Here is a 21,405-nt window from a genome sequence, read left to right as displayed (position 1 = left end):
GTTATTGCCTAGCCTGGAGGGTGCGGTGAGTGACGAGGGAGCGGGCCATGCGGATATCCGACGTGTTGCGCAGCAAGGGCGCGACGGTGGCGACCATCACCCCGGAGACGTCGGTGGCCGGGCTGCTGACCGAACTGTCGGTGCACAACATCGGGGCCATGGTGGTGGTCTCGCCGGACGGCCTGCTGGGCATCGTGTCCGAGCGGGACGTGGTGCGCAAGCTGCACGAGGTGGGCGGTGAGCTGCTGCACCGCCCGGTGTCGGAGATCATGACCGCGATGGTGGCGACCTGCTCCCCGGACGACACGGTCGACAGTCTGAGCGCGTTGATGACCCGCAACCGGGTCCGCCATGTCCCGGTGGTGGTCGACGGTCGGCTGGCCGGGATCGTGAGCATCGGTGATGTGGTCAAGACCCGGATGGAAGAACTCGAGAGCGAACAGCAGCGCCTGCAGGCCTACATCACCCAGGGCTGATCGGATGCGGTCCACCATCGCGGTCGACGCCGCGCAGAAGCACGACGTGCCCGCGCTGTCGCGAATCCTCGGCCGGGCGTTCTTCGACGATCCGGTGATGATGTGGATGCTGCCCGAGGACAAGCGCCGTGCCGGGGCGTTGCCCCGGGTGTTCGCCGCGATGGTCCGGCACCACTATCTGGCCGGCGGCGGCGTCGAGGTGGCTCACCGGGTGGGTGAGGTCGGCGCGGCGGCGCTGTGGGCTCCGCCGGGCCGGTGGCGCCAGACCCAGTCCGAGGAGCTGCGGATGATGCCCGGCCTGCTGCTGGCGCTGGGCCGCCACGCCGGGCGCGGGATGGCGGTCTCGGAGCTGATGAAACGCCACCACCCCGAAGAACCACACTGGTATCTGGGGGTGATCGGCAGCGATCCCCAGGTCCGCGGGGCGGGCTTCGGCAAAGAGTTGATGATGTCCCGGCTGACCCGCTGCGACGCCGAGGGTGCCCCCTGCTACCTGGAGTCGACCAAGGAATCCAACTTGGCCTACTACATGCGCTACGGGTTCGACGTCACCGGAGAGTTGGTGCTGCCGGGCGGTGGTCCCACGATCTGGCGGATGTGGCGTCCGGCCGGCTAGCTCAGCTCCAGGAATATTCGGCGCGCAACCGGGCGGCGACCAGGTCGAAGATCTCGCGCTCCAGGATGGCGCCCTCGCGCCGGATGCCCTCCTCGGGGACGTCGAGCACCCGGTCCAGCCGCACCCAGCTGGCGCGGCCGTCGTAGTCCCAGGTGCCGGTGCCGATGCCGATCCAGTTGGGGTCCTCGCTGTGATGATCCTGGCTGGACAGCATCAGCCCGAGCAGCACGCTGCGGTCCCGGCCGACGACCAGGACGGGGCGGTCCTTGCCGCGGGTGGGGTCGTCTTCGTAGACCACCCAGGTCCAGACGATCTCGCCGGGGTCGGCGCGGCCGTCCAGGTCGGGGGAGTAGGCGATCCGGCGGGCCCGGTGCGCGGTGGGCGCGAAGTTGGCCGACACCGGACGCCCGGCGGGTAGCGCGGGGGCGGGGCCGTTCTGCGCGGTGATCAGGGCGTCCCGGCCGGCGCGCAGACCCTGCTGGATGCGTTTCGGGGCCTCGTTGAACACCAGGTTCTCGGTGCTCTTGACCAGGAACCGCTGCAACGTCTTCAGATACGACGTCATAGCCGCCAAGCATAGGCGGTGAGCCGACGGCTCGATTGTGTCGCCGGGGCCTGCGCTCGATACTCTGGACGGGTCTTCACCTGTCGATTCGATGCCGACAGCCGCCCGCTCACCAGGAGATTCCCATCAGCAGCTTCGCCGACAAGACCTTCACCGCGCCGGCGCAGATTCGGAACTTCTGCATCATCGCCCACATCGACCACGGCAAGTCCACGCTGGCCGACCGGATGCTGCAGCTCACCGGTGTCGTCGACGAGCGCTCGATGCGGGCGCAGTACCTCGACCGGATGGACATCGAGCGGGAGCGCGGCATCACCATCAAGGCGCAGAACGTGCGGTTGCCCTGGCAGATCAGCGACGGCGACCGGCAGGGCGACTACGTGCTGCACCTGATCGACACCCCCGGCCATGTCGACTTCACCTACGAGGTGTCGCGCGCGCTGGAGGCCTGCGAGGGGGCGGTGTTGCTGGTCGACGCCGCGCAGGGCATCGAGGCGCAGACGCTGGCGAACCTGTATCTGGCCCTGGACCGCGACCTGGTGATCATCCCGGTGCTCAACAAGATCGACCTGCCGGCCGCCGACCCGGACCGCTACGCCGCGGAGTTGGCGCACATCATCGGCTGTGAGCCCACCGATGTGCTGCGGGTGTCGGGCAAGACCGGTGAAGGGGTCGCCGAGCTGCTCGACGAGGTGGTTCGCCAGGTGCCGGCGCCCACCGGGGAAGCCGACGCGCCGGCGCGGGCGATGATCTTCGACTCGGTCTATGACACCTACCGCGGCGTGGTGACCTACATCCGCGTCGTCGACGGCAAGATCGTGCCGCGCGAGCGGATCAAGATGATGTCCACCGGCGCCACCCACGAGCTGCTCGAGGTGGGCATCGTCTCGCCCGAACCGAAGGCCTCCGACGGCCTCGGCGTCGGGGAGGTCGGCTACCTGATCACCGGGGTCAAGGATGTGCGCCAGTCGAAGGTCGGTGACACCGTGACCACCGCGCGCGGCGGCGCCGACAAGCCGCTGACCGGCTACCGCGAGCCCAAGCCGATGGTGTACTCGGGTCTGTATCCGGTCGACGGGTCGGACTATCCCGATCTGCGTGACGCGCTGGACAAGCTGCAGCTCAACGACGCGGCGCTGACCTACGAGCCGGAGACCTCGGTGGCGCTGGGCTTCGGTTTCCGGTGCGGCTTCCTGGGCCTGCTGCACATGGAGATCACCCGCGAACGCCTCGAGCGCGAGTTCGGCCTGGACCTGATCTCGACCTCGCCGAACGTCGTCTACCGCGTCATCAAGGACGACGAAACCGAGCTGACGGTCACCAACCCGTCGGACTGGCCCGAGGGCAAGGTCCGCACGGTGTTCGAGCCGGTGGTCAAGACGACGATCATCGCGCCCAGCGAGTTCATCGGCTCGATCATGGAGCTGTGCCAGTCCCGGCGCGGCGATCTGGGCGGCATGGACTACCTGTCGCCCGAACGTGTCGAGTTGCGCTACACGCTGCCGCTCGGCGAGATCATCTTCGACTTCTTCGACTCGCTGAAGTCACGCACCCGTGGCTACGCCAGCCTGGACTACGAGGACGCCGGCGAGCAGGAGTCCGATCTGGTCAAGGTCGACATCCTGCTGCAGGGCGAGGCGGTCGACGCGTTCAGCGCGATCGTGCACAAGGACGGGGCGTTCGCCTACGGCAACAAGATGACCACCAAGCTCAAAGAGCTGATCCCGCGCCAGCAGTACGAGGTGCCGGTGCAGGCCGCGATCGGGTCGAAGATCATCGCCCGGGAGAACATCCGCGCGATCCGCAAGGACGTGCTCTCCAAGTGCTACGGCGGCGACATCTCCCGTAAGCGCAAGCTGCTGGAGAAGCAGAAAGAGGGCAAGAAGCGGATGAAGACGATCGGCCGGGTCGACGTGCCGCAGGAGGCTTTCGTCGCCGCGTTGTCGACCGATTCGTCCTCGGCCGACAAGCCGAAGAAGTAAACCGGCTTCGCCCGATCGGTCGCGCCGCGGCGCGCGACGTGCTATCGAAGTGTTACGCAAGTGACGCGTTTCGACGGGAGAGGCAGATGGCCATGAAATCCGCGGTGATCGCCGCCGGTGCCTGCCTCGCGCTCGCGGGCTGTTCCAGCGCGCCGGCCGACGACCGTCCCACCGTGCAGATCGCGCCTGCCGCACAGCCGGCGCCGGCCCCGGTGCCGGTCCCGCTCGGCGGTTTCCTGCCGGCGGCCGACCAGCTGTCGGCGACGTTGGGAACCGGGCCCGATGCGCTCATGGCTCCCGCCGTGGAGGGTGGACCCGACCTGCTGCTGCGCAGCGTCGCCGACGCCCAGGTGATGCCCGCCGAGTGCGTCAGCGCCCCCTACCGGCTCCAAGAGCTGGCCTATCAGGACAACCCGGTGCTGTCGGTGGCCAGCGCGTCCTGGTCCGGCGGTGCATTCGACGCCGCCCCGGTCTCGGCGAACATCAGTGTGGTGCAGATGGGCAGCCCGGCCGCCGCGCGGGAGTTCTTCGCGGCGACCGCCGAGCGGTGGGTGCGCTGCAACGGACAGACCGTCACGCTGCACCGGCCGGGCGCCGCACCCGGCGAGCTCAGCCGCGTCAACGATGTCGCCTTCACCGACAGCGTGGTGTCGGCGACGGTGCTGCACGCCTCGGCCGGCGTGGAGGCGCCGACCGCGCTGCGTGCCCTCGGGGTGGCCGCGGACTGCATCGTCGACGTGGAGATCCTCGACCCACGCCCCGACGCGGACACCGGTGCTGCGGGCGCCGTCACAGCGCTGGTCCTGGACGGCATCGCCGCACAGCGGTGACGCGGTCGTGCTCGGTGCGGGACAATCACGGGGTGGCGCAGCGCATCGCGGTCGGTCGGGTCTGGGCGGCGGGCACCGTGGTCGCGGCGTCGGCCCTGGTGATCGGCTGCGTCTCGACGGTGGACGGCACCCCGGTGCGTGGTCAGGCCACCGGCCCGCTCGGCGCGGCGCCGCTGACCGAGGCTCAGCTCGACGGTGTGTTGCTGAGCATCGGTGAGCTCAACGGCATCATCGGTTCCACTCAGATGACGGTGACCAGTGAGCTCGACGAGATGACCGATCATGCCGACGAGGTGTCGGATCCCTACTGCCTGGGCGCGATCTACGGGGCCGAGGACCCCGTGTATGCGGGCTATGGCTGGACAGCGGTGCGTGACCAGGTGGCGCGTGAACCCGACGACGACAACGAGCACTGGGTCGAGCAGACCGCGGTGCTGTACCCCGAGGCCGAGAATGCTCAGGCCTTCGTCGACGAGTCCACGGCGATCTGGGAGGAGTGCGCGAACTCCGCGATCGCCGTGGGCGACGGCGACTACCTGTGGGCGCTGGGCGACGTCGAGATCGACAGCAGCCTGATCACCCAGATGACCACCCAGGAGGGCGCCGACGGCTGGGCCTGCCAGCACGCGTTGTCGCTGGTCGCCAACGTGACGGTGGAGGCCTGGGCGTGCGGCTACGCGATCGGTGACGAGGCCGCCGAGATCGTGCGATCCATGGTCGACAACGCCACGAAGTAGTGGTCCGTTCACCGGTGGTTCACCGCGCGGGTTCTGTTTGATTTCCTAGCGGGAATAACTTTCCGCCCGTGGCTCAACCGTCGACCTCATCGCCGCCCACACCAGCCGAAACGGTGTTCCTGGGCAACGACCGCAACTGGCACCTCACATTCGGGCTGATGCTCGCCGTGGCTTTCGGCGCGTTCACCTGGTGGTCATTCGGCTACGTGGACAGCTCCGCGAGCAAGGTCATCCTGATCACCGCCACCGTGCTGGGCATGTTCATGGCCTTCAACATCGGCGGCAACGATGTGGCCAACTCGTTCGGCACCAGCGTCGGCGCCGGCACCCTGACCATGAAGCAGGCGCTGCTCGTCGCCGCGATCTTCGAGGTCAGCGGCGCCGTCATCGCCGGCGGCGAGGTCACCGACACCATCCGCAGCGGCATCGTCGACCTGGCGATCGTGCAGATCTCGCCGATGGACTTCGTGTTCATCATGATGGCCGCACTGTTCGCCGCCGCGTTCTGGCTGCTGTTCGCCACCCGCATGGGCTACCCGGTGTCGACCACGCACTCCATCATCGGCGGCATCGTCGGTGCCGCGCTGATGCTCGGATTCGTCACCGGCCAGGGCGGCTCGGCGCTGGACATGGTGCAGTGGGACCAGATCGGTCAGATCGCGATCTCCTGGGTGCTGTCGCCGGTGCTCGGCGGGGCGGTGGCCTACCTCCTCTACGGGACGATCAAACGCCACATCCTGACCTACAACGACGAAGCCGACGCCAAGCTGGTGGAGATCCGCAAGGAGCGCATCGAACACCGCAACCGGCACAAGCAGGCCTTCGAGCGGCTCTCCGAGATCCAGCAGATCGCCTACACCGGCGCGCTGGCCCGTGACGCGGTGGCGGCCAACCGGGGCGACTTCGACGCCGACGAGCTGGAAAGCGACTACTACCGGGAACTGCACGACATCGACGCCAAGGCCAAGTCGGTGGACGCGTTCAAGGCGCTGCAGACCTGGGTGCCGCTGGTGGCGGCGTTCGGCGCGATGATCATCTCGGCGATGCTGCTGTTCAAGGGCCTCAAGAACATGCACCTGGGCCTGAGCACGATGAACAACTACTTCATCATCGGCATGATCGGCGCGGCGGTCTGGATGGCGACCTTCATCTTCGCCAAGACGCTCAAGGGCGAATCGCTGCCCCGATCGACGTTCCTGATGTTCAGCTGGATGCAGGTGTTCACCGCGTCGGGCTTCGCGTTCAGCCACGGCAGCAACGACATCGCCAACGCCATCGGTCCGTTCGCCGCCATCCTGGACGTGCTGCGCAACGGCGACATCGAAAGTGAAGCCTCCGTGCCGCCGGCGGCGATGCTGGCCTTCGGCGTCGCGTTGGTCGCCGGGCTGTGGTTCATCGGGCGCAAGGTCATCGCCACGGTCGGTACGAACCTGACGAAGATGCATCCGGCGTCGGGCTTCTCGGCGGAACTGTCGGCGGCTGCGGTCGTGATGGGTGCCAGCGTGATGGGCCTACCGGTGTCGAGCACCCACATCCTGATCGGCGCCGTGCTCGGTGTGGGCATGGTCAACCGCGCCACCAACTGGAACCTGATGAAGCCGATCGCGCTGGCGTGGGTGATCACCCTGCCGGCGGCGGCCATTCTCGGTGCCGTCGGCGTGGTGGGGCTGCGCGCGATCTTCTAGGAGACCGAGGGGTCGGCCCGCCGGCGCGTCCCGGTCGTCACATCGGCGCGTTGGCGGGCTGGAAGCCCCCGGAGCTGTCGGCCTCCTCCTCGGCGCGGATCACGTGCACCACCGCGTTGATCAGGGCCAGGTGGGTGAACGCCTGCGGGAAGTTGCCCAGGTGGCGTCCGGTGCGCGGCTCGATCTCCTCGGCGTAGAGGTGCAGCGGGCTGGCGAACGACAGCAAGCGCTCACACAGGTGACGGGCGCGGCTGATCTCGCCGATCTCGACCAGTGCGGACACCAGCCAGAACGAGCAGATCGTGAAGGTGCCCTCCTCGCCGGCCAAACCGTCGTCGGTCTCCTCGACCCGGTAGCGCAGCACCAGGCCGTCCTCGGTGAGTTCCTCGGCGATGGCCATGACCGTCGCCCGGATGCGCGGGTCGTCGGGCGGCAGGAAGCGGGTCAGCGGGGCCAGCAGCAGTGAGGCGTCCAGCGCCGGATCGCCGTAACGCTGGGTGAGCACCCCGCGTGAATCGACGCCGTTCTCCAGGATGTCGGCCTTGATCTCCTCGGCGATCACCCGCCACTGCTGGGCGTAGGACTTCTCGCCCTCCACGTCGGCGAGCTTGGCGCCGCGGTCCAGGGCCACCCAGCACATGATCTTGCTGGAGGTGAAGTGCTGAGGCTCGCCGCGGACCTCCCAGATGCCGCGGTCGGGTTCGCGCCAGTGCTTGATGGCTTCCTCGACCTGCTCCTTGAGCACCGGCCACAGCGTTTCCGGGATCTGTTCGCGGGACTTGGTGTGCAGGTACACCGAGTCGAGCATGGTGCCCCAGATGTCGTGCTGGCGCTGGTTGTAGGCACCGTTGCCGATGCGCACCGGGCGGGCGTAGTCGTAGCCGGAGAGGTGGTTGAGTTCCTCTTCGATGAGGCTGCGTTCCCCGCCCACGCCGTACATCACCTGCAGGGGGTGCCGCTCGCCGTTGTTGGCGCCGGACACGTCGGCGATGAACGCGAAGAAGTCGTCGGCTTCGCGGTCCAGGCCCAGGGTGTAGAGGCCCCACAGCGCGAAGGTGGAGTCGCGCACCCAGGCGTAGCGGTAGTCCCAGTTGCGTTCGCCGCGCGGCGTCTCGGGCAGCGACGTCGTCGGCGCGGCCAGCAGCGCGCCGGTCGGGGAGTAGGTCAGGCCCTTCAGCGTCAGCGCGCTGCGCTGCAGATAGGTCCGCCACGGGTGGTCCGGGAAGTCGCCGACGTTGATCCACTGGCGCCAGCATTCGCTGGTCTTCCACATCTTGTCGGAGGCTTCGTCGTAGGTCTGCGGAGCGGGGTGCTTGGACCAGCTCAGCGCGACGAACACGTTGTCGCCCTCGCTGAGCCGGGTGCGGGCGCGCGCCTCGCGGCCCTCCAGCCCGATCCGCAGGTTGGTCGTCAACCGCAGCGTGGGATGCGAATCGGGGTCCCGGGTGGCCCGTGCGATCGCCTCCCCGTATGCCTGCGCGGAGTACTCCCAGGTCGCGCTGGTGCGGTGATAGTCGAAGGACGGCTCGCAGTTCATCACCAGCTCGACGGTGCCGCTGACGCAGCGCACCGTGCGCAGCAGGATGTGCTCGGCGTCCCAGTCCATCGGCGTGCGACGGTGGGTCCGCGACCGGGTCTCCAGATCGTGCCAGGGCCCCATCACCAGTGCGTCGCGCACGATCACCCAGCCGGTGTGGGTCTGCCAGGTGGTCTCCAGGATCAGGCTGCCGGGCAGATAGCGCCGCGCCGCGGGCACCGACACCCCGTACGGGCCGAGCCGGAAGTGCCCGGCTCCGCGGTCCAGGATCGCGCCGAACACGCTCGGCGAATCCGGGCGCGGCACACACAGCCACTCCACCGAGCCGGCCGAACTGATCAGACAGGTGGCCTCGCAATCCGACAGGAACGCATAGTCCGCGATCGGGGGAAAGGGGTTTCGTAGTTGGGTTCCGGCGTAGTACGGCTCGGGTGAGGGAAGGGCGAACGTGCCCTCACCGCTGGGCAGCGTGTCGCCGGACGCCTCGCTGTGGTGCACGACCATCAGGCCATCATCGACTGCCGGGCGGTCCGGCGTCTACTCGGGGCGCCGGTGTGTTGTGCGCCCCGTGCCGATCGAATCGGCTGTTCCGCGGGGGCTTAGTCTGGCCGGGTGGACGGGTTTCTCAGCTGGTGGGACGGAGTCGAGTTGTGGCTCACCGGGCTGCCGTTCGTCGCGCAGACGGCGTTGGTCATGCCGGTTGTGCTCGCCCTGGCCTATGGCATCGCCGCGTTGCTCGACGGCGCGCTGGGCAACGGGATCCGGCTGCGGCAGTGGCTGCGGCGCTCCGGCCGGGACGCCTCGGCCCGTGACGATGGAGGAGAAGGATGAAAGGCATGCCGCGATCACGGGTGACGCTGGCGCTCATCGCGCTGATCGTGCTCGTCGTCGTGATGTGGCTGTTCACCCGCTGACGATGCGGCTTCGGGACACGCTGGCACTGGTACTGGCGGCCACGCTGCTGGCCGGCTGCGGTGGCCCGGCCGGGGGCGGCGACGGCGAGGCGGCTGAGGCGGACACGACGCTGGCGCTGGTGGCCTACGCCGTGTCCGAACCCGGCTGGTCGACGGTGGCGGCGGCTTTTGCGTCCACCCGGGAGGGTCGTGGGGTGGAGGTCACCGCGACCTATGGCACCTCCGGTGACCAGGCCCGCGCCGTGGAGGCGGGTGAGCCCGCGGACGTGGTGAACTTCTCCATCGAGCCCGACGTCGACCTGCTGGTGCAGGCGGGCAAGGTCGACGAGAACTGGGACGCCGGAGTCACCAGGGGGATTCCGTTCGGCTCGGTGGTGAGCCTTGCCGTCCGCCCGGGCAACCCGAAGGGCATCAGGGACTGGGGCGATCTGCTGCGTGCCGACGTCGAGGTGGTCAGCCCCAGCCCGCTGAGTTCGGGGTCGGGTCAGTGGAACCTGTTGGCGCCCTACGCGTGGGCGAGTGCCGGCGGGGACGATCCGCAGGCGGGGCTGGACTACGTCACCGAGTTGATGACCGAACACGTCCGGCTGTGGCCGGCCTCGGCCCGCGCGGCCACCGAGGTGTTCACCGGCGGCGACGGCGATGTGCTGCTGGCCTACGAGAGCGAGGCGCGCAACGCCGGGCTCGAGTACGTGACCCCGCCGCAGACATTGAGGGTCGAGAGCCCGGTGGCGGTGGTCGGTGGCAGCCGTCATGTCGAGCAAGCGCGGGACTTCGTCAACTTCCAGTACACCCCCGAGGCGCAGCGCCTTTGGGCGCGGGCGAACTTCCGGCCCGTCGACCCCGCGGTGCTCGCCGAGTACGCCGAGCGGTTCCCGGCCCCGGAGAAGCTGTGGACCGTCGCCGATCTCGGCGGCTGGGACCTGGTGGATCGCCGGCTGTTCGACGACGGCGACGGCACCATAGCCAGGATCTACCGGCAGGCCACCGGGTGACCGCTCAGGCCAGAGCCAGGAACAGCTTCTCCAGCTCGTCGACGCTCATCTCGCGCTGGCGCCCGTCGTTCTCGTCGGTGACGATGCACTCCCGCAGCCCGGTTGCCACGATCTTGAAACCGGCCCGGTCCAGCGCTCGCGAGACCGCCGCCAGCTGGGTGACGACGTCTTTGCATTCGCGGCCCTGCTCGATCATCGAGATGACACCCGCCAGCTGGCCCTGGGCTCGGCGCAGGCGGTTGAGGACGGCGTTGATGGCCTCCTGGTCACCGACCATGATGGGCTCCTTGTCGATCGGGTGTTCAGCGAAACTCTGAACAGCTGGCGGTAGTGTGCTCATGCTACCCACCGGGGTATGACCACGGGGGTCTCCGTCCTCAGACCAGTCCCTTGAGCATCAGGTTCCAGTACATCGTGGGCAGCCCGTACTTCTTCATGTACCAGTACGCCCGGTGCGGCTTGGTCGGGTCCAGCAACGGCACCGACGGCTTGAGGTTGAACTCGTAGTCGAACTCGGCCAGCAGCATGTCGTGCGACGAGGTGACGATCGGACACGACGCGTATCCGTCGTAGCTCGCCGACAGCGGCCGCCCGGACAGGTAGGAGTCGACGTTGGCGACCACCACCGGGGCCTGTTTGCGGATCGCCGCGCCGGTCTTGGAGTTCGGCGAGGACCCGGCGTCACCGAGCGCGAACACGTTCGGGTAGCGCACGTGTTGCATCGTGTGCTTGTCGATGTCGACATAGCCGCCGGCCGCTCCGGTCGACAGCGGGCCGTTCTTGATCCAGTCCGGCGCCGACTGATGCGGTACCAGGTGCAGCATGTCGTAGCCGAGCGTGCCGTCCTCGCCGCCTTCGGCGACCGCCGACAGTGCCACCTTGCGACCCGAGGCGTCCACGGAGGTCACCTCGGTGTTGGTGTGCAGCTGGATCCCGTAGTCGGCGATGACCTTGTCGAGGTTGTCGGCGATGGCGCCGATGCCGAAGATGCGTGGTGTCGGAATCACCAGGTGCACGTCGATGTCGCCGAGCACCCCCTCGCGGCGCCAGTGGTCACACGCCAGGTAGGCGATCTTCTGCGGCGCCCCGGCGCACTTGATCGGACCGGAGGGCATCGTGAAAACCGCTGTGCCCGAACGGGTGTTCTTGATGAACTCCCAGGTGCGGGGCGCCAGTTCGAACTGGTAGTTCGACGACACCCCGTCGCGACCGAGGGTGTCGGCCGCGCCGTCGATGCGGTTCCAGTCGAGCTGGATGCCGGGGCTCACCACGAGCGCGTCGTAGCTGTAGACAGCTCCGTCCTCACACGTCACGGTGTTCGTGTCGGGGTCGACGGCCGACGCGGCGTTGCGGATCCACGTCGCCTCGCGGGGCATCACGCTGGCCTCGGACCGCTCGGTCTCCCCGGCGTCGGCCTGGCCGGCCCCGACGAGCGTCCACAGCGGCTGGTAGTAGTGGACGTTCGACGGTTCGATGACCGCGACATCCGGATGCCCCTTGCGGAGCAGGCGGGCCGCGACGGTGATGCCGGCGGTGCCGCCGCCGATGATCAGGATGCGGTGGTTGTTGCTCTTCATCTCGCTCACGCCTTCTGGGTGACTTCGTCCCAGGCGTTGTAGCCGCCCAGGATGTCGCTGACATCGGCGAAGCCGCGTTGCCGCAGCAGGCTGGCCGCCACCGAGGAGCGGTAGCCGCCGGCGCAGTACACGACGGTCGGGGCCGCCGCGTCGAGTTCGCCGACCCGGTCGGGCAGCTGTCCGACCGGGATGTTCACCGCGCCGGGGATCATCCCCGCGGCCGCCTCACCCGGGTTGCGGACATCGACGATCTGCAGGCCGCTGATCTCGCGGGCACGCTCCCCGAAGGTCTTCGCCGACAGCCGGGAGGCCACCTGCACATGATCGGGATGGGTGAACATGACCTGCTCGGGGTCGGCGAGATGGCCGATCACCCTGTCGAATCCGATGCGCGCCAGCCGGTTCTTGCCTTCCAGCTCCTGGCCGGGTTCGGTCATCAGCACGATGTCGACGTCGGGCTTGACCACCGACCCGGCGAACTCGGCGTAGCGGCCCTCCAGTCCGATGTTGATCGCGCCGCGCAGGTGGCCCTGGGCGAACTCCTCGGGGGTGCGCCCGTCGACCAGGATCGCCCCACCGTCGACCGCCTCGAGTGCCTGGGCGTAGGTCATCGCCGGGGGAGCGGCGGTCTCGTCGAGCAGCGCGCGGTCCTTGCGGTTGAGGATGGCGTCGTAGACGAAGTAGCTCGGCGCCGGAGGCTGGCCCTCGGTGACCATCGCCATGAACGAGGCCTTGTCGGGAGCGCGCAGCGCGTAGTTCCACTCCTTCTGGTCGCCCATCGTCGACCACAGGTCGGTCGACAGGTTCTTGCCGCAGGCCGAGCCGGCGCCGTGGGCCGGGTAGACGCGGGTTGCGTCGGGCAGCGGCATCAGCTTGTCGTGCAGCGAGTCGTAGAGCATGTCGGCCAGCTCGTCGCGGCTGAAGCCGATCGAGGCCAGCAGGTCGGGGCGTCCGACGTCGCCGATGAACAGGGTGTCACCGGTCATCACCCCGTAGGGCACGGTGTCGCTGCCGTGTTCGTAGACGACGATGCTCATCGACTCGGGGGTGTGGCCGGGGGTGTGGCGGAATTCCAGGGTGACCCCGTCGGGTCCGCCCAGCGAGTAGCGCTGGCCGTCCTCGACGGCCATGAACTCGAACTCCGGCTTGGCGACCGAGGAGTACACGATGGCGGCGCCGGTCGCGTCGGCAAGTTCCAGGTGGCCGGACAGGAAGTCGGCGTGGAAGTGGGTCTCGATGACGAGGTCGATGGTCAGGCCGAATTCCTCGGCGTCGGCCAGGTATTCGGCCACGTCGCGTTGCGGATCGACCACCACGGCGCGCTTGGAGTCCTCGTCGGCGATCAGGTACGACGCGTGCGACAGGCAGTCCAGGTAGTACTGGATGAATTTCATGAGCTCAGCCTTCCCTTATACCCAGTGGGGTATCTCTCGAACAAAGCTCAATCTATACCCCCATGGGTATGTGGTCAAGGATGCGGTGGCTGTGAGTTGCGTCGCTGTGTCGGCGGGGGGCTAGGTGTCGGTACCTGAGACGTTGTTGTCAGGCGGCGAGCCGGCTGATGGGTGGTTTTCCGCCGAGGGCGGAGTGGCCTCGTCGAGTGTTGTATCGGCGGAGGAATCGGTCAAGGCCTCGCGTGCGCAGGCTGTTGGATGTCCACGGTCGGGCGTATGCCCATTCGTTGAGCAGAGTCCGGTTGAAGCGTTCTGCTTTGCCGTTGGTCCAGGGGCAGCCGGGCTTGGTGAACCGTCGTTTGAGCTGCCAGGCGGTGCACACCCAACCCCAGTTGGTGCCCTGCCGGTAGACCAACGCGTTATCGGTCAGCAGCCGTCGCACGCGCACGCCGTGCGCGGCGAACCAGACCAACGCCCGATGCAGAAATTCTGCGCAGGTCAGGTCCTTTTCATCGGGCAGGACTTCGGTGTAGGCCAGCCTGGTGTGGTCATCGATGGCGGTGTGGACGTAGTCGTAGCCGATGCGGGTCTTCTTGTGGCGGTTGGCCACTGAGACCGCAGCGTCACGTCCGTGCAGACGCCATCCGCCGCCGGTGGGGATGCGTCCGAGCTTTTTGACATCGACGTGGACCAGCGAGCCTGGGGTGCGGTGTTCGTAGCGGTTGGAGCTGCGGCGCGAGGTGCGCACCGGCTCGCCGGTGATCGGGTCGATCGCTGCCAGGTGCGGCACCTGGTGGCGGGCCAGGATCCGTCCGACGGTCGACGGGTTCAGGCCGAGCTCGGCAGCCAGCACGACAGCACCGCACTTGCGGCGGCGCCGGGCTGCGAGCACTGTGTGCTCCACTTTGGCGCTGGTGCGCGCCGGCGTCCGGATCGGTCGCGAGGACCGGTCGGCCAGGGCCGCATCGCCGCCTTCGTCGTAGCGGCGCAGCCACTTGTAGACCGTCGCACGGGAGATACCGAGCTGTTCGGCGACCTGAGCGGGTGGCCAGCCAGCGGCGACACGCTCCACGATCAGGCGACGAGCGAACAGGTTGGTACGGGCGTTAGCGTGGGACACGAGGACCTCCTACGGGTGAATGCCAGACACATCCACTCCGTCAGGAGGTCCTCCCACTTTCAAGCAGGCACGCCGTCAACAACCTCCCGGGTCACGACAGCTAGGCGGCCGCGCGCGCGGCGGTCACACCGTCGAAACGGTCCAGCACCGTCTCGGCCACCTGGCGATGCGCGCCCAGCGGCGCCGACATCGGGATGCCCGCAGAGCGGGCGAAATCGGCGACCCGGTCGGTGATGCGGCCGTGCGCCAGAAACCACGGCGCGATCACCAACCGTGCGGCGCCGGCCGACCGCAGCGACTCGGCCGCGTCGGCCAGGGTGGGCTGCGGACCGGTGGCGAACGCCGTCGTCGCGGTCCACCGGGTCGTCAGGGTCAGCTCGCGGGCAACCTGGGCGGTACGTGTGTTGGCCTGGGCGCGCGAGGATCCCACCGCGGTCACCAGCACCCCGACGCGGGGGTCGAGGCGGGAGACCCCCGCGTGTTCGAGGCGCTGCCGCAACACGTGGATGAGCCGCTCGTCCTCGCCGAGCACGCCGGCCTGGCGCACGTCGGCACCGGACTCGGCGATCATCGCCGGGATGTCGACGCGGGCGTGGTAGGCGTCGGCGAGAAGCAGCGGAACGACCACCGGACGGCGGGCTCCGACAGCGGTCAGCACGTCGCGCAGGTTCGGCGCGTTCTGCTCACAGAAGGCGACCCGCGTGTCCAGGCCCGGCCGCAGCCGGCGGACGGTGTCCGCGACGGCGCGCACCGTGGCCGCCGACCGCGGATCGGCGCTGCCGTGTGCGGTCAGCACCAGCGTGGGGCCACTCAAGAGGCGTGCAGCCCGCACTCGGTCTTGGTCTGGCCGGCCCAGCGGCCGCTGCGCGGATCGGCGCCCAGCGCAGGCTTGCTGGTGCAGGGAGCGCAGCCGATCGACGGATATCCGTCGTCGACGAGCGGGTTGACCAGCACGCCATGGGAGTCGATGTAGTCCTGCATCTGCTCGTCGGTCCAGGCTGCCAACGGGTTGATCTTCACCAGGCCGAACGCGGCGTCCCAGCTGATCAACGGCGCGTTGGCGCGGGTCGGCGCCTCCACCCGGCGGATACCGGTCACCCACGCCGAGTAGCCCGCCAGCGCCTTGGACAGCGGCTCGACCTTGCGCATCCGGCAGCACTCGTTGGGCTGGCGCTCGAACAGGTTCTTGCCGTGCAGGGCGTCCTGCTCGGCGACCGTGTGTTCCGGGCGGACGTTGACGACGTTGATGTCGTAGACCGACTCGACGGCGTCCCGGGTGCCGATGGTCTCGGCGAAGTGGTAGCCGGTGTCGAGGAACAGCACATCGACCCCGGGGCGCATCTTGGCGGCCAGGTCGACCAGCACCGCGTCCTGCATGTTCGACGCCACGATGTAGGTGCCGTCGAAGTGCTCGTCGGTCCAGCGCAACAGATCCTCGGCCGTCGCGTCGGGCCCCAGCTCGGCCGCGCCGCGCTCGGCGAGCTCCTGCAGATCCGTGTCGTCGCGTGCAATCACAGTCACTTCACCATCACCTCATCTTCTGCTCTTCGCGCGAGCGCTCATCGCCAGTTCTTCGCTCTCCGCGCGAGCGCTCATCGCCAGTTCTTCGCTCTTCGCGCGAGCGCTCATCGCCAGTTCTTCGCTCTTCGCGCGAGCGCTCATCGGAGATCCGCGTCGTCTGCTCGTAGTGCCCAGGTGGCGAAACGCTCGCCGTGCTCGCGTTGTTTCACGAAGTTGCGCACGACACGCTCGATGTAGTCGCCGAGCTCGCTGGACGTCACCTTGTGCTGACGCAGCTTGCGCCCGAACCCGCTGTCCAGGCCCAGGCTGCCGCCCAGATGGACCTGGAAGCCCTCCTCGGGCCCGTCGCCGTCGTCGACCATCTGGCCCTTGAACCCGATGTCGGCGACCTGGATGCGGGCGCACGAGTTGGGGCAGCCGTTGATGTTGACCGTGACCGGAACGTCGAGTTCGTTGTTGAGGTCTTCGAGGCGCTGTTCGAGCTCGGGCACCAGCGTCTGCGACCGCTTGCGCGTCTCGGCGAAGGAGAGCTTGCAGAACTCGATGCCGGTGCAGGCCATCAGGTTGCGGCGCCAGTGCGACGGGGTGGACGGCAGGCCCAGTGCGTCGAGTCCGGCGCGCAGCTCGTCGAGCTTGTCGTCGGGGACGTCGAGGATGATCAGCTTCTGGTACGGCGTGAACCGGATGCGGTCACTGCCCGCGGCCTCGGCCAGGTCGGCGACCTTGCTCAGGATCGTGCCCGACACCCGCCCGGCGATCGGCGCCACACCGACTGCGTTGAGCCCGTTGCGGAGTCGCTGCACGCCGACGTGGTCGATCGGGCGCACCACCGGGTCCGGTGCCGGGCCGTCGATCAGCGGGCGTTTGAGGTATTCCTGTTCGAGGACTTCCCTGAAACGCTCGACGCCCCAGTCCTTGATCAGGAACTTCAGCCGCGCCTTGGAGCGCAGCCGGCGGTAGCCGTAGTCGCGGAACGCGCTGACCACGGCCTCCCACACGTCGGGCACCTCGTCGAGCGGCACCCAGGCGCCGACCCGCTGCCCGAGCATCGGATTCGTCGACAGGCCGCCGCCGACCCACAGATCGAACCCGGGCCCGTGCTCGGGATGCTCGACGCCGATGAAGGCGACGTCGTTGACCTCGTGCACCACGTCCTGCAGGCCCGAGATCGCCGTCTTGAACTTGCGTGGCAGGTTCGAGTACTCGGGCTTGCCGATGTAGCGGCGCACGATCTCGTTGATCGCGGGGGTGCCGTCGATCACCTCGTCGAGGGACTCGCCGGCCAGCGGGGACCCGAGCACGATGCGGGGGCAGTCCCCGCAGGCCTCGGTCGTCTGCAGGCCCACCGCGTCGAGCCGCTTCCAGATCTCGGGCATGTCCTCGACCTGGATCCAGTGGTACTGGATGTTCTGCCGGTCGGAGATGTCGGCGGTGTCGCGCGCGAACTCAGTCGAGATCTCACCCAGCGTGCGCAGTGCCGCCGCGCTCAGCGCGCCGCCGTCGCTGCGCACCCGCAACATGAAGTACTTGGCTTCCAGGACGTCGATGTTCTCGTCGCCGGTCCAGGTGCCGTCGTAGCCCTGCTCGCGCTGGGTGTAGAGGCCCCACCAGCGGAAACGTCCGCGCAGGTCGCCCTTGTCGATGCTGTCGAAGCCACCCTTGGCGTAGATGTTCTCGATGCGGGACCGCACGTTGAGCGGGTTGTCGTCCTTCTTGGACTGCTCGTTGGCGTTGAGCGGCTCGCGGTAGCCGAGCGCCCACTGGCCCTCACCACGGGGGCGCTTGGCGGGCTTGGCTGGCTTGGCCTTGTTCTCTGTGGTGGTCATGGGGCTCCTGGTCGGAGCCGGCGTTCAGATCGCGCCATTCCACCGGGGGCTGTCCGGCGGCGCAGATCCGGCGGCCAGCTGAGAGGTCAAAAAAAGAGGCTGGGTTGTCCGTGATCCGGCGATCAAGAAAGACAGCGACAGCTACAGACGCGCTTGAAGTCGACGTGACGGCGCACGACCAGCGAGACCCGGCGAGGGAAGCTGTGGGCAGTCACGTGTTCGATTGTGCCACGAAGTGCCTGAATGCCCCAACCGGGCGGCTGGAACACTTGGGAACGTGAGCACGCACGCGGAGTCGGCCGGCGGTGGCGGACTGCCCCGACTGGCGGTTGCGGCGCCGCCGTTCGGCGTCTACGTCCACGTGCCCTTCTGCGCGACCCGGTGCGGATACTGCGACTTCAACACCTACACGCCGAGCGAACTGGGGGGTGCCAATCCCGAGGGCTGGCTGGCCGCCCTGCGCACCGAACTGCGCCTCGGTGCGCGACACCTGGGTGCCACACCGCCGGTGAACACGGTGTTCGTCGGCGGCGGCACACCGTCACTGCTCGGTGCCGCAGGGCTGGCCGCCGTCCTCGACGCCGTCGCGGAGAACTTCGGGTTGGCCCCGGATGCCGAGGTGACCACCGAGGCCAACCCCGAGTCGACGTCTCCGGGGTTCTTCGCCGAGCTGCGTGCGGCCGGGTACACCCGGGTGTCGCTGGGCATGCAGTCCACCGCGGCACACGTGCTGGCGGCGCTGGACCGGGTGCATTCGCCGGGCCGGGCACTCGAGGCCGCCCGCGAAGCGGCGGGAGCGGGCTTCGAACACGTCAACCTCGACCTGATCTACGGCACTCCCGGGGAGACCGACGACGATCTGCTGCGGTCGGCCGACGACGCGATCGCGGCCGGGGTCGACCATGTGTCGGCCTACGCGCTGGTCGTCGAAGACGGCACGGCACTGGCCCGGCGGGTGCGCAGCGGTCAGATCGGCGCCCCCGACGACGACGTGCTCGCCCACCGCTACGAGTTGCTCGACAACAGGCTGAGCGAGGCGGGCTTCGGTTGGTACGAGGTGTCCAACTGGTCGCGGCCCGGCGCCGAGTGCCGGCACAACATCGGTTACTGGGACGGGGGCCGGTGGTGGGGCGCGGGCCCTGGGGCGCACAGTTTCGTCGGCGCCACCCGGTGGTGGAATGTGAAGCACCCCAACGGCTATGCGACCACGCTCGGCAACGACGCGCTGCCGGTGGCGGACTTCGAGACACTCGACGAGTCCACCGCGCACGTCGAGGAGGTGATGCTGCGGATCCGATTGCGCGCCGGGCTGCCGATCGCGGTGCTCGCGCCCGACGAGCGGGCCCGGGCCGAGATCGCGATCGGCGACGGGCTGCTGCGCGCCGAGGCCGACCGCCTGGTGCTCACCGACCGCGGCAGGCTGCTCGCCGACGGCGTGGTGCGCTCGCTGCTGGACTGACCGCCCTCACAACAGCGCGGTGGCCAGCCGGCGCCACTGCTCCCGCGGGAACTCCCGCGGATCGGCGGTGAGCACCTGCACGCAGACATGGTCGGCGCCGGCGGAAAGATGCTCGCCGACCCGGTCCTTGATCACCTGCTCGTCGCCCCAGGCGATCAGCGCGTCGAACAGTCGATCGCTGACGTCGGTGACGTCCTGCTCGGTGAAGCCCAGCCGCAGCAGGTTGTTGCGGTAGTTGGGCAGAGCGAGGTACGACGCCAGCCACTGAGTGCCGACGGGGCGTGCCTCCTCGCGGCTCTGCGCGAGCAGCACGGTCTGCTCGGGCAGCAGCAGCGGTCCGGCGCCCAGCACCTCGCGGGCCTCGCGGGTGTGCGCGGGGGTGGTCAGGTACGGGTGCGCGCCGCGGGCCCGCGTCGCCGACAGCTGCAGCATCTTGGGTCCGAGCGCGGCGAGCACCCGGTTGGCGGGCGGAACCGGTTGCGTGGCGGCGTCGATCCCGTCGAGGAAGGCCTTGGTGGCGGCCAGCGGCTTGCGGTACCGGCCGGGTTCGTTCGCGTCGATCAGCGGGGCGTGGCTGACCCCGATGCCGAGCAGGAACCGCTCGCCGTGCGCCGCGGTGAGCTCGGCGTAGCGGGCGGCCACGTCGGCGGGCTCGTGCATCCAGAGGTTCAGGATGCCGGTGGCGATCACCGTCTTGCGGGTGGCGGAGAGCAGGTTGTCGACCGAATCGAGGACCGGTCCGCCCACGTCGGGAATCCACAGTGCCGCGAACCCGAGTTCGTCGAGCTCGGTGGCCGCCTCGGCCGCCTCGGCCGGATTGCCGTACCGCAACTGCGAACTCCACAGACCAACACCCGTCAATTCCATCTGTCCACTCTTACCGTGTCGACGCCCCGGGACGCTACGGTCGTGCGCATGGCTTTCGATCCCGGCGCCGTCGCCCTCGCGTTCTCCGAGCATCGCTTCGACGGAGCGCTGGGCCATCTGGCCAAGGACGTGAAGTGGACGATCGTCGGCTACATGGTGCTCGAGGGTGCCGACGCGGTGGCCCGCACCTGCCGGGAGACCGCCGAAGGTCTCGAGGACACCCGGCGCGAGTTCGACCGCTGCGTGACCGCCGTCGGCTCCGACGTCGTCGCCGTCGACACCGTCGTGCGTTACGTGCGCCCGGACGGGGTGACCGCGGTGGCCAGCTGCGCCATCTACGAGTTCGCCGGTGAGCAGATCACGGCGATCACGTCCTATGCGGTGGAGGTCGATCCCGGTGATGCGGGGGCCCAGCCGCCCAGGTAGTGCGCTGCGGGCGCGGTCGTTGTGCCAGGATGTCTGGCATGCCGACACGTGACTTAGGAGAGGCTATCCACACCTGCGCTGTCTGGATGGTCCGGGTAACGCCGGTATCGCCGACGTGGAACTGACCGGCACCCCACCCGATCCGGCACCCGCCCCCATCGCGATCGTCGGTATCGGGTGCCGCCTCGCCGGCGACATCACCACCCCGGCCGACTTCTGGTCGTTCCTGCTGGCCGGCGGCAGCGCGGTGCGCCGGGTCCCGGCCGAACGGTGGGAGCCCTACCTGCGCCGGGATCCGCGCAACGGCGCGGTGCTGGCCGAGACGACGCCCTGGGGCACCTTCCTCGACGACATCGCCGGTTTCGACGCCGAATTCTTCGGGGTGTCGCCACGCGAAGCAGAGTTGATGGATCCCCAGCAGCGCCTCGCGCTGGAGGTGTCGTGGGAGGCGCTGGAACACGCGGGCATCGGGCCGCGCTCGCTCGCCGGCAGCGACACCGCCGTGCTGATGGGCGTCAACTCCGACGACTACGGCAAGTTGATCATGGAGGATCTCACCGGCATCGAGGCGTGGACGGGCATCGGGACCTCGCTGTGCGGGGTGGCCAACCGGGTGTCGCATCTGCTGGATCTGCGTGGGCCCAGCGTGGCGCTGGACGCCGCGTGCGCGGCCTCCCTCGTCGCGGTGCACCAGGCCTGTCAGCTGCTGCGCGACGGTGAGACGTCGCTGGCCCTGGCCGGCGGGGTGAGCGCGCTGATCGGTCCCGGGCTGACCCGGGTGCTCGACGTCGCCGGTGCCACCGCCCCCGACGGGCGCTGCAAGACCTTCGACGCCGCGGCCGACGGCTACGGCCGCGGTGAGGGCGCCGGGGTGGTGG

General features: G+C 68.8%; 22 protein-coding genes. 11 read left to right on the top strand and 11 right to left on the bottom strand.

Annotated features, from left to right (window positions below; genetic code table 11):
* The first annotated feature begins 47 nt into the window (after positions 1–47).
* Both ACXAID_RS14975 and ACXAID_RS14970 read left to right on the top strand, forming a co-directional pair.
* A complete protein-coding gene (locus ACXAID_RS14975; protein ID WP_475022995.1) occupies positions 48–476 on the top strand; it encodes a CBS domain-containing protein in 429 nt (142 codons plus the stop codon).
* A gap of 4 nt (positions 477–480) precedes the next feature.
* Complete coding sequence (locus ACXAID_RS14970) at positions 481–1,092, top strand: GNAT family N-acetyltransferase (protein WP_475022994.1); 612 nt, start codon at positions 481–483, stop codon at positions 1,090–1,092.
* Position 1,093: 1 nt separating this feature from the next.
* Here the strand turns inward: ACXAID_RS14970 and ACXAID_RS14965 are convergent, their stop codons facing one another.
* Positions 1,094–1,657, bottom strand: a complete 564-nt coding sequence (locus ACXAID_RS14965; RefSeq protein WP_475022993.1) for a type II toxin-antitoxin system PemK/MazF family toxin — start codon at positions 1,655–1,657, stop codon at positions 1,094–1,096.
* A 35-nt stretch (positions 1,658–1,692) separates the two neighbouring features.
* On the opposite strand from ACXAID_RS14965, the gene lepA reads away from it, so the two are divergent.
* The 4 genes from lepA (at position 1,693) to ACXAID_RS14945 (ending at position 6,891) form a co-directional block, all read left to right on the top strand.
* Positions 1,693–3,639: a translation elongation factor 4 gene (gene lepA, locus ACXAID_RS14960; protein WP_475022992.1), complete on the top strand. Its 1,947-nt coding sequence runs from the start codon at positions 1,693–1,695 to the stop codon at positions 3,637–3,639.
* 86 nt (positions 3,640–3,725) lie between these two features.
* Positions 3,726–4,469: a sensor domain-containing protein gene (locus tag ACXAID_RS14955; RefSeq protein ID WP_475022991.1), complete on the top strand. Its 744-nt coding sequence runs from the start codon at positions 3,726–3,728 to the stop codon at positions 4,467–4,469.
* Positions 4,470–4,501: 32 nt separating this feature from the next.
* Complete coding sequence (locus ACXAID_RS14950; RefSeq protein ID WP_475022990.1) at positions 4,502–5,206, top strand: sensor domain-containing protein; 705 nt, start codon at positions 4,502–4,504, stop codon at positions 5,204–5,206.
* Between the two features lie 68 nt (positions 5,207–5,274).
* The gene (locus tag ACXAID_RS14945) at positions 5,275–6,891 is read left to right on the top strand and encodes an inorganic phosphate transporter (protein ID WP_475022988.1); all 1,617 of its coding nucleotides are present in this window, start codon (positions 5,275–5,277) and stop codon (positions 6,889–6,891) included.
* A 37-nt stretch (positions 6,892–6,928) separates the two neighbouring features.
* On the opposite strand, the gene ACXAID_RS14940 is transcribed toward ACXAID_RS14945, so the two are convergent.
* Positions 6,929–8,932, bottom strand: coding sequence for a glycoside hydrolase family 15 protein (locus ACXAID_RS14940; protein ID WP_475022987.1), 2,004 nt, complete (start codon positions 8,930–8,932; stop codon positions 6,929–6,931).
* 108 nt (positions 8,933–9,040) lie between these two features.
* On the opposite strand from ACXAID_RS14940, the gene ACXAID_RS14935 reads away from it, so the two are divergent.
* Together ACXAID_RS14935 and ACXAID_RS14930 are read left to right on the top strand one after the other, a co-directional pair.
* Positions 9,041–9,259: a hypothetical protein gene (locus ACXAID_RS14935; protein ID WP_475022986.1), complete on the top strand. Its 219-nt coding sequence runs from the start codon at positions 9,041–9,043 to the stop codon at positions 9,257–9,259.
* A gap of 85 nt (positions 9,260–9,344) precedes the next feature.
* Positions 9,345–10,337, top strand: a complete 993-nt coding sequence (locus ACXAID_RS14930; RefSeq protein ID WP_475023004.1) for an extracellular solute-binding protein — start codon at positions 9,345–9,347, stop codon at positions 10,335–10,337.
* Between the two features lie 4 nt (positions 10,338–10,341).
* On the opposite strand, the gene ACXAID_RS14925 is transcribed toward ACXAID_RS14930, so the two are convergent.
* The 8 genes from ACXAID_RS14925 to ACXAID_RS14890 all read right to left on the bottom strand — a co-directional run bounded on the left by ACXAID_RS14925 (position 10,342) and on the right by ACXAID_RS14890 (position 17,775).
* The gene (locus ACXAID_RS14925) at positions 10,342–10,614 is read right to left on the bottom strand and encodes a metal-sensitive transcriptional regulator (RefSeq protein ID WP_475023003.1); all 273 of its coding nucleotides are present in this window, start codon (positions 10,612–10,614) and stop codon (positions 10,342–10,344) included.
* A gap of 100 nt (positions 10,615–10,714) precedes the next feature.
* Entirely contained in the window at positions 10,715–11,914 is a 1,200-nt protein-coding gene (locus tag ACXAID_RS14920; RefSeq protein WP_475023002.1) for an NAD(P)/FAD-dependent oxidoreductase, read from the bottom strand.
* A gap of 5 nt (positions 11,915–11,919) precedes the next feature.
* Positions 11,920–13,308 (bottom strand): MBL fold metallo-hydrolase, encoded by a 1,389-nt coding sequence (locus ACXAID_RS14915; protein ID WP_475022985.1) that lies wholly within the window; start codon positions 13,306–13,308, stop codon positions 11,920–11,922.
* Positions 13,309–13,456: 148 nt separating this feature from the next.
* Positions 13,457–14,428, bottom strand: coding sequence for an IS481 family transposase (locus ACXAID_RS14910; protein ID WP_475022984.1), 972 nt, complete (start codon positions 14,426–14,428; stop codon positions 13,457–13,459).
* 100 nt (positions 14,429–14,528) lie between these two features.
* Positions 14,529–15,260 carry a sirohydrochlorin chelatase gene (locus ACXAID_RS14905; protein ID WP_475022983.1) on the bottom strand — a complete coding sequence of 244 codons (732 nt, stop codon included), beginning with the start codon at positions 15,258–15,260 and terminating at the stop codon, positions 14,529–14,531.
* Positions 15,239–15,949 carry a phosphoadenylyl-sulfate reductase gene (locus ACXAID_RS14900; RefSeq protein WP_475022982.1) on the bottom strand — a complete coding sequence of 237 codons (711 nt, stop codon included), beginning with the start codon at positions 15,947–15,949 and terminating at the stop codon, positions 15,239–15,241. Before ACXAID_RS14900 ends, ACXAID_RS14905 begins: the two co-directional genes overlap by 22 nt.
* 12 nt (positions 15,950–15,961) lie before the next feature.
* Positions 15,962–16,090 carry a hypothetical protein gene (locus ACXAID_RS14895; protein WP_475022981.1) on the bottom strand — a complete coding sequence of 43 codons (129 nt, stop codon included), beginning with the start codon at positions 16,088–16,090 and terminating at the stop codon, positions 15,962–15,964.
* On the bottom strand, positions 16,087–17,775 hold the full coding sequence (locus tag ACXAID_RS14890) for a nitrite/sulfite reductase (RefSeq protein ID WP_475022980.1): 1,689 nt from the start codon (positions 17,773–17,775) through the stop codon (positions 16,087–16,089). The genes ACXAID_RS14895 and ACXAID_RS14890 overlap by 4 nt, the downstream gene beginning before the upstream one ends.
* Positions 17,776–18,052: 277 nt before the next feature.
* Between ACXAID_RS14890 and hemW the strand changes: the two genes are divergently transcribed.
* Positions 18,053–19,234, top strand: coding sequence for a radical SAM family heme chaperone HemW (gene hemW, locus ACXAID_RS14885; protein WP_475022979.1), 1,182 nt, complete (start codon positions 18,053–18,055; stop codon positions 19,232–19,234).
* 6 nt (positions 19,235–19,240) lie between these two features.
* Here the strand turns inward: hemW and ACXAID_RS14880 are convergent, their stop codons facing one another.
* The gene (locus tag ACXAID_RS14880) at positions 19,241–20,101 is read right to left on the bottom strand and encodes an LLM class F420-dependent oxidoreductase (protein ID WP_475022978.1); all 861 of its coding nucleotides are present in this window, start codon (positions 20,099–20,101) and stop codon (positions 19,241–19,243) included.
* Positions 20,102–20,149: 48 nt separating this feature from the next.
* Here ACXAID_RS14880 and ACXAID_RS14875 point away from each other — a divergent pair, with 48 nt between their 5' ends.
* Positions 20,150–20,527: a nuclear transport factor 2 family protein gene (locus tag ACXAID_RS14875; RefSeq protein ID WP_475022977.1), complete on the top strand. Its 378-nt coding sequence runs from the start codon at positions 20,150–20,152 to the stop codon at positions 20,525–20,527.
* A gap of 115 nt (positions 20,528–20,642) precedes the next feature.
* A partial coding sequence (locus ACXAID_RS14870) for a beta-ketoacyl [acyl carrier protein] synthase domain-containing protein (protein ID WP_475022976.1) occupies positions 20,643–21,405 on the top strand: 763 nt, incomplete at its 3' end.

The organism is Mycobacterium sp. ABE4_509 (assembly GCF_056160785.1).
This window is presented reverse-complemented; position numbering and strand designations above follow the sequence as displayed.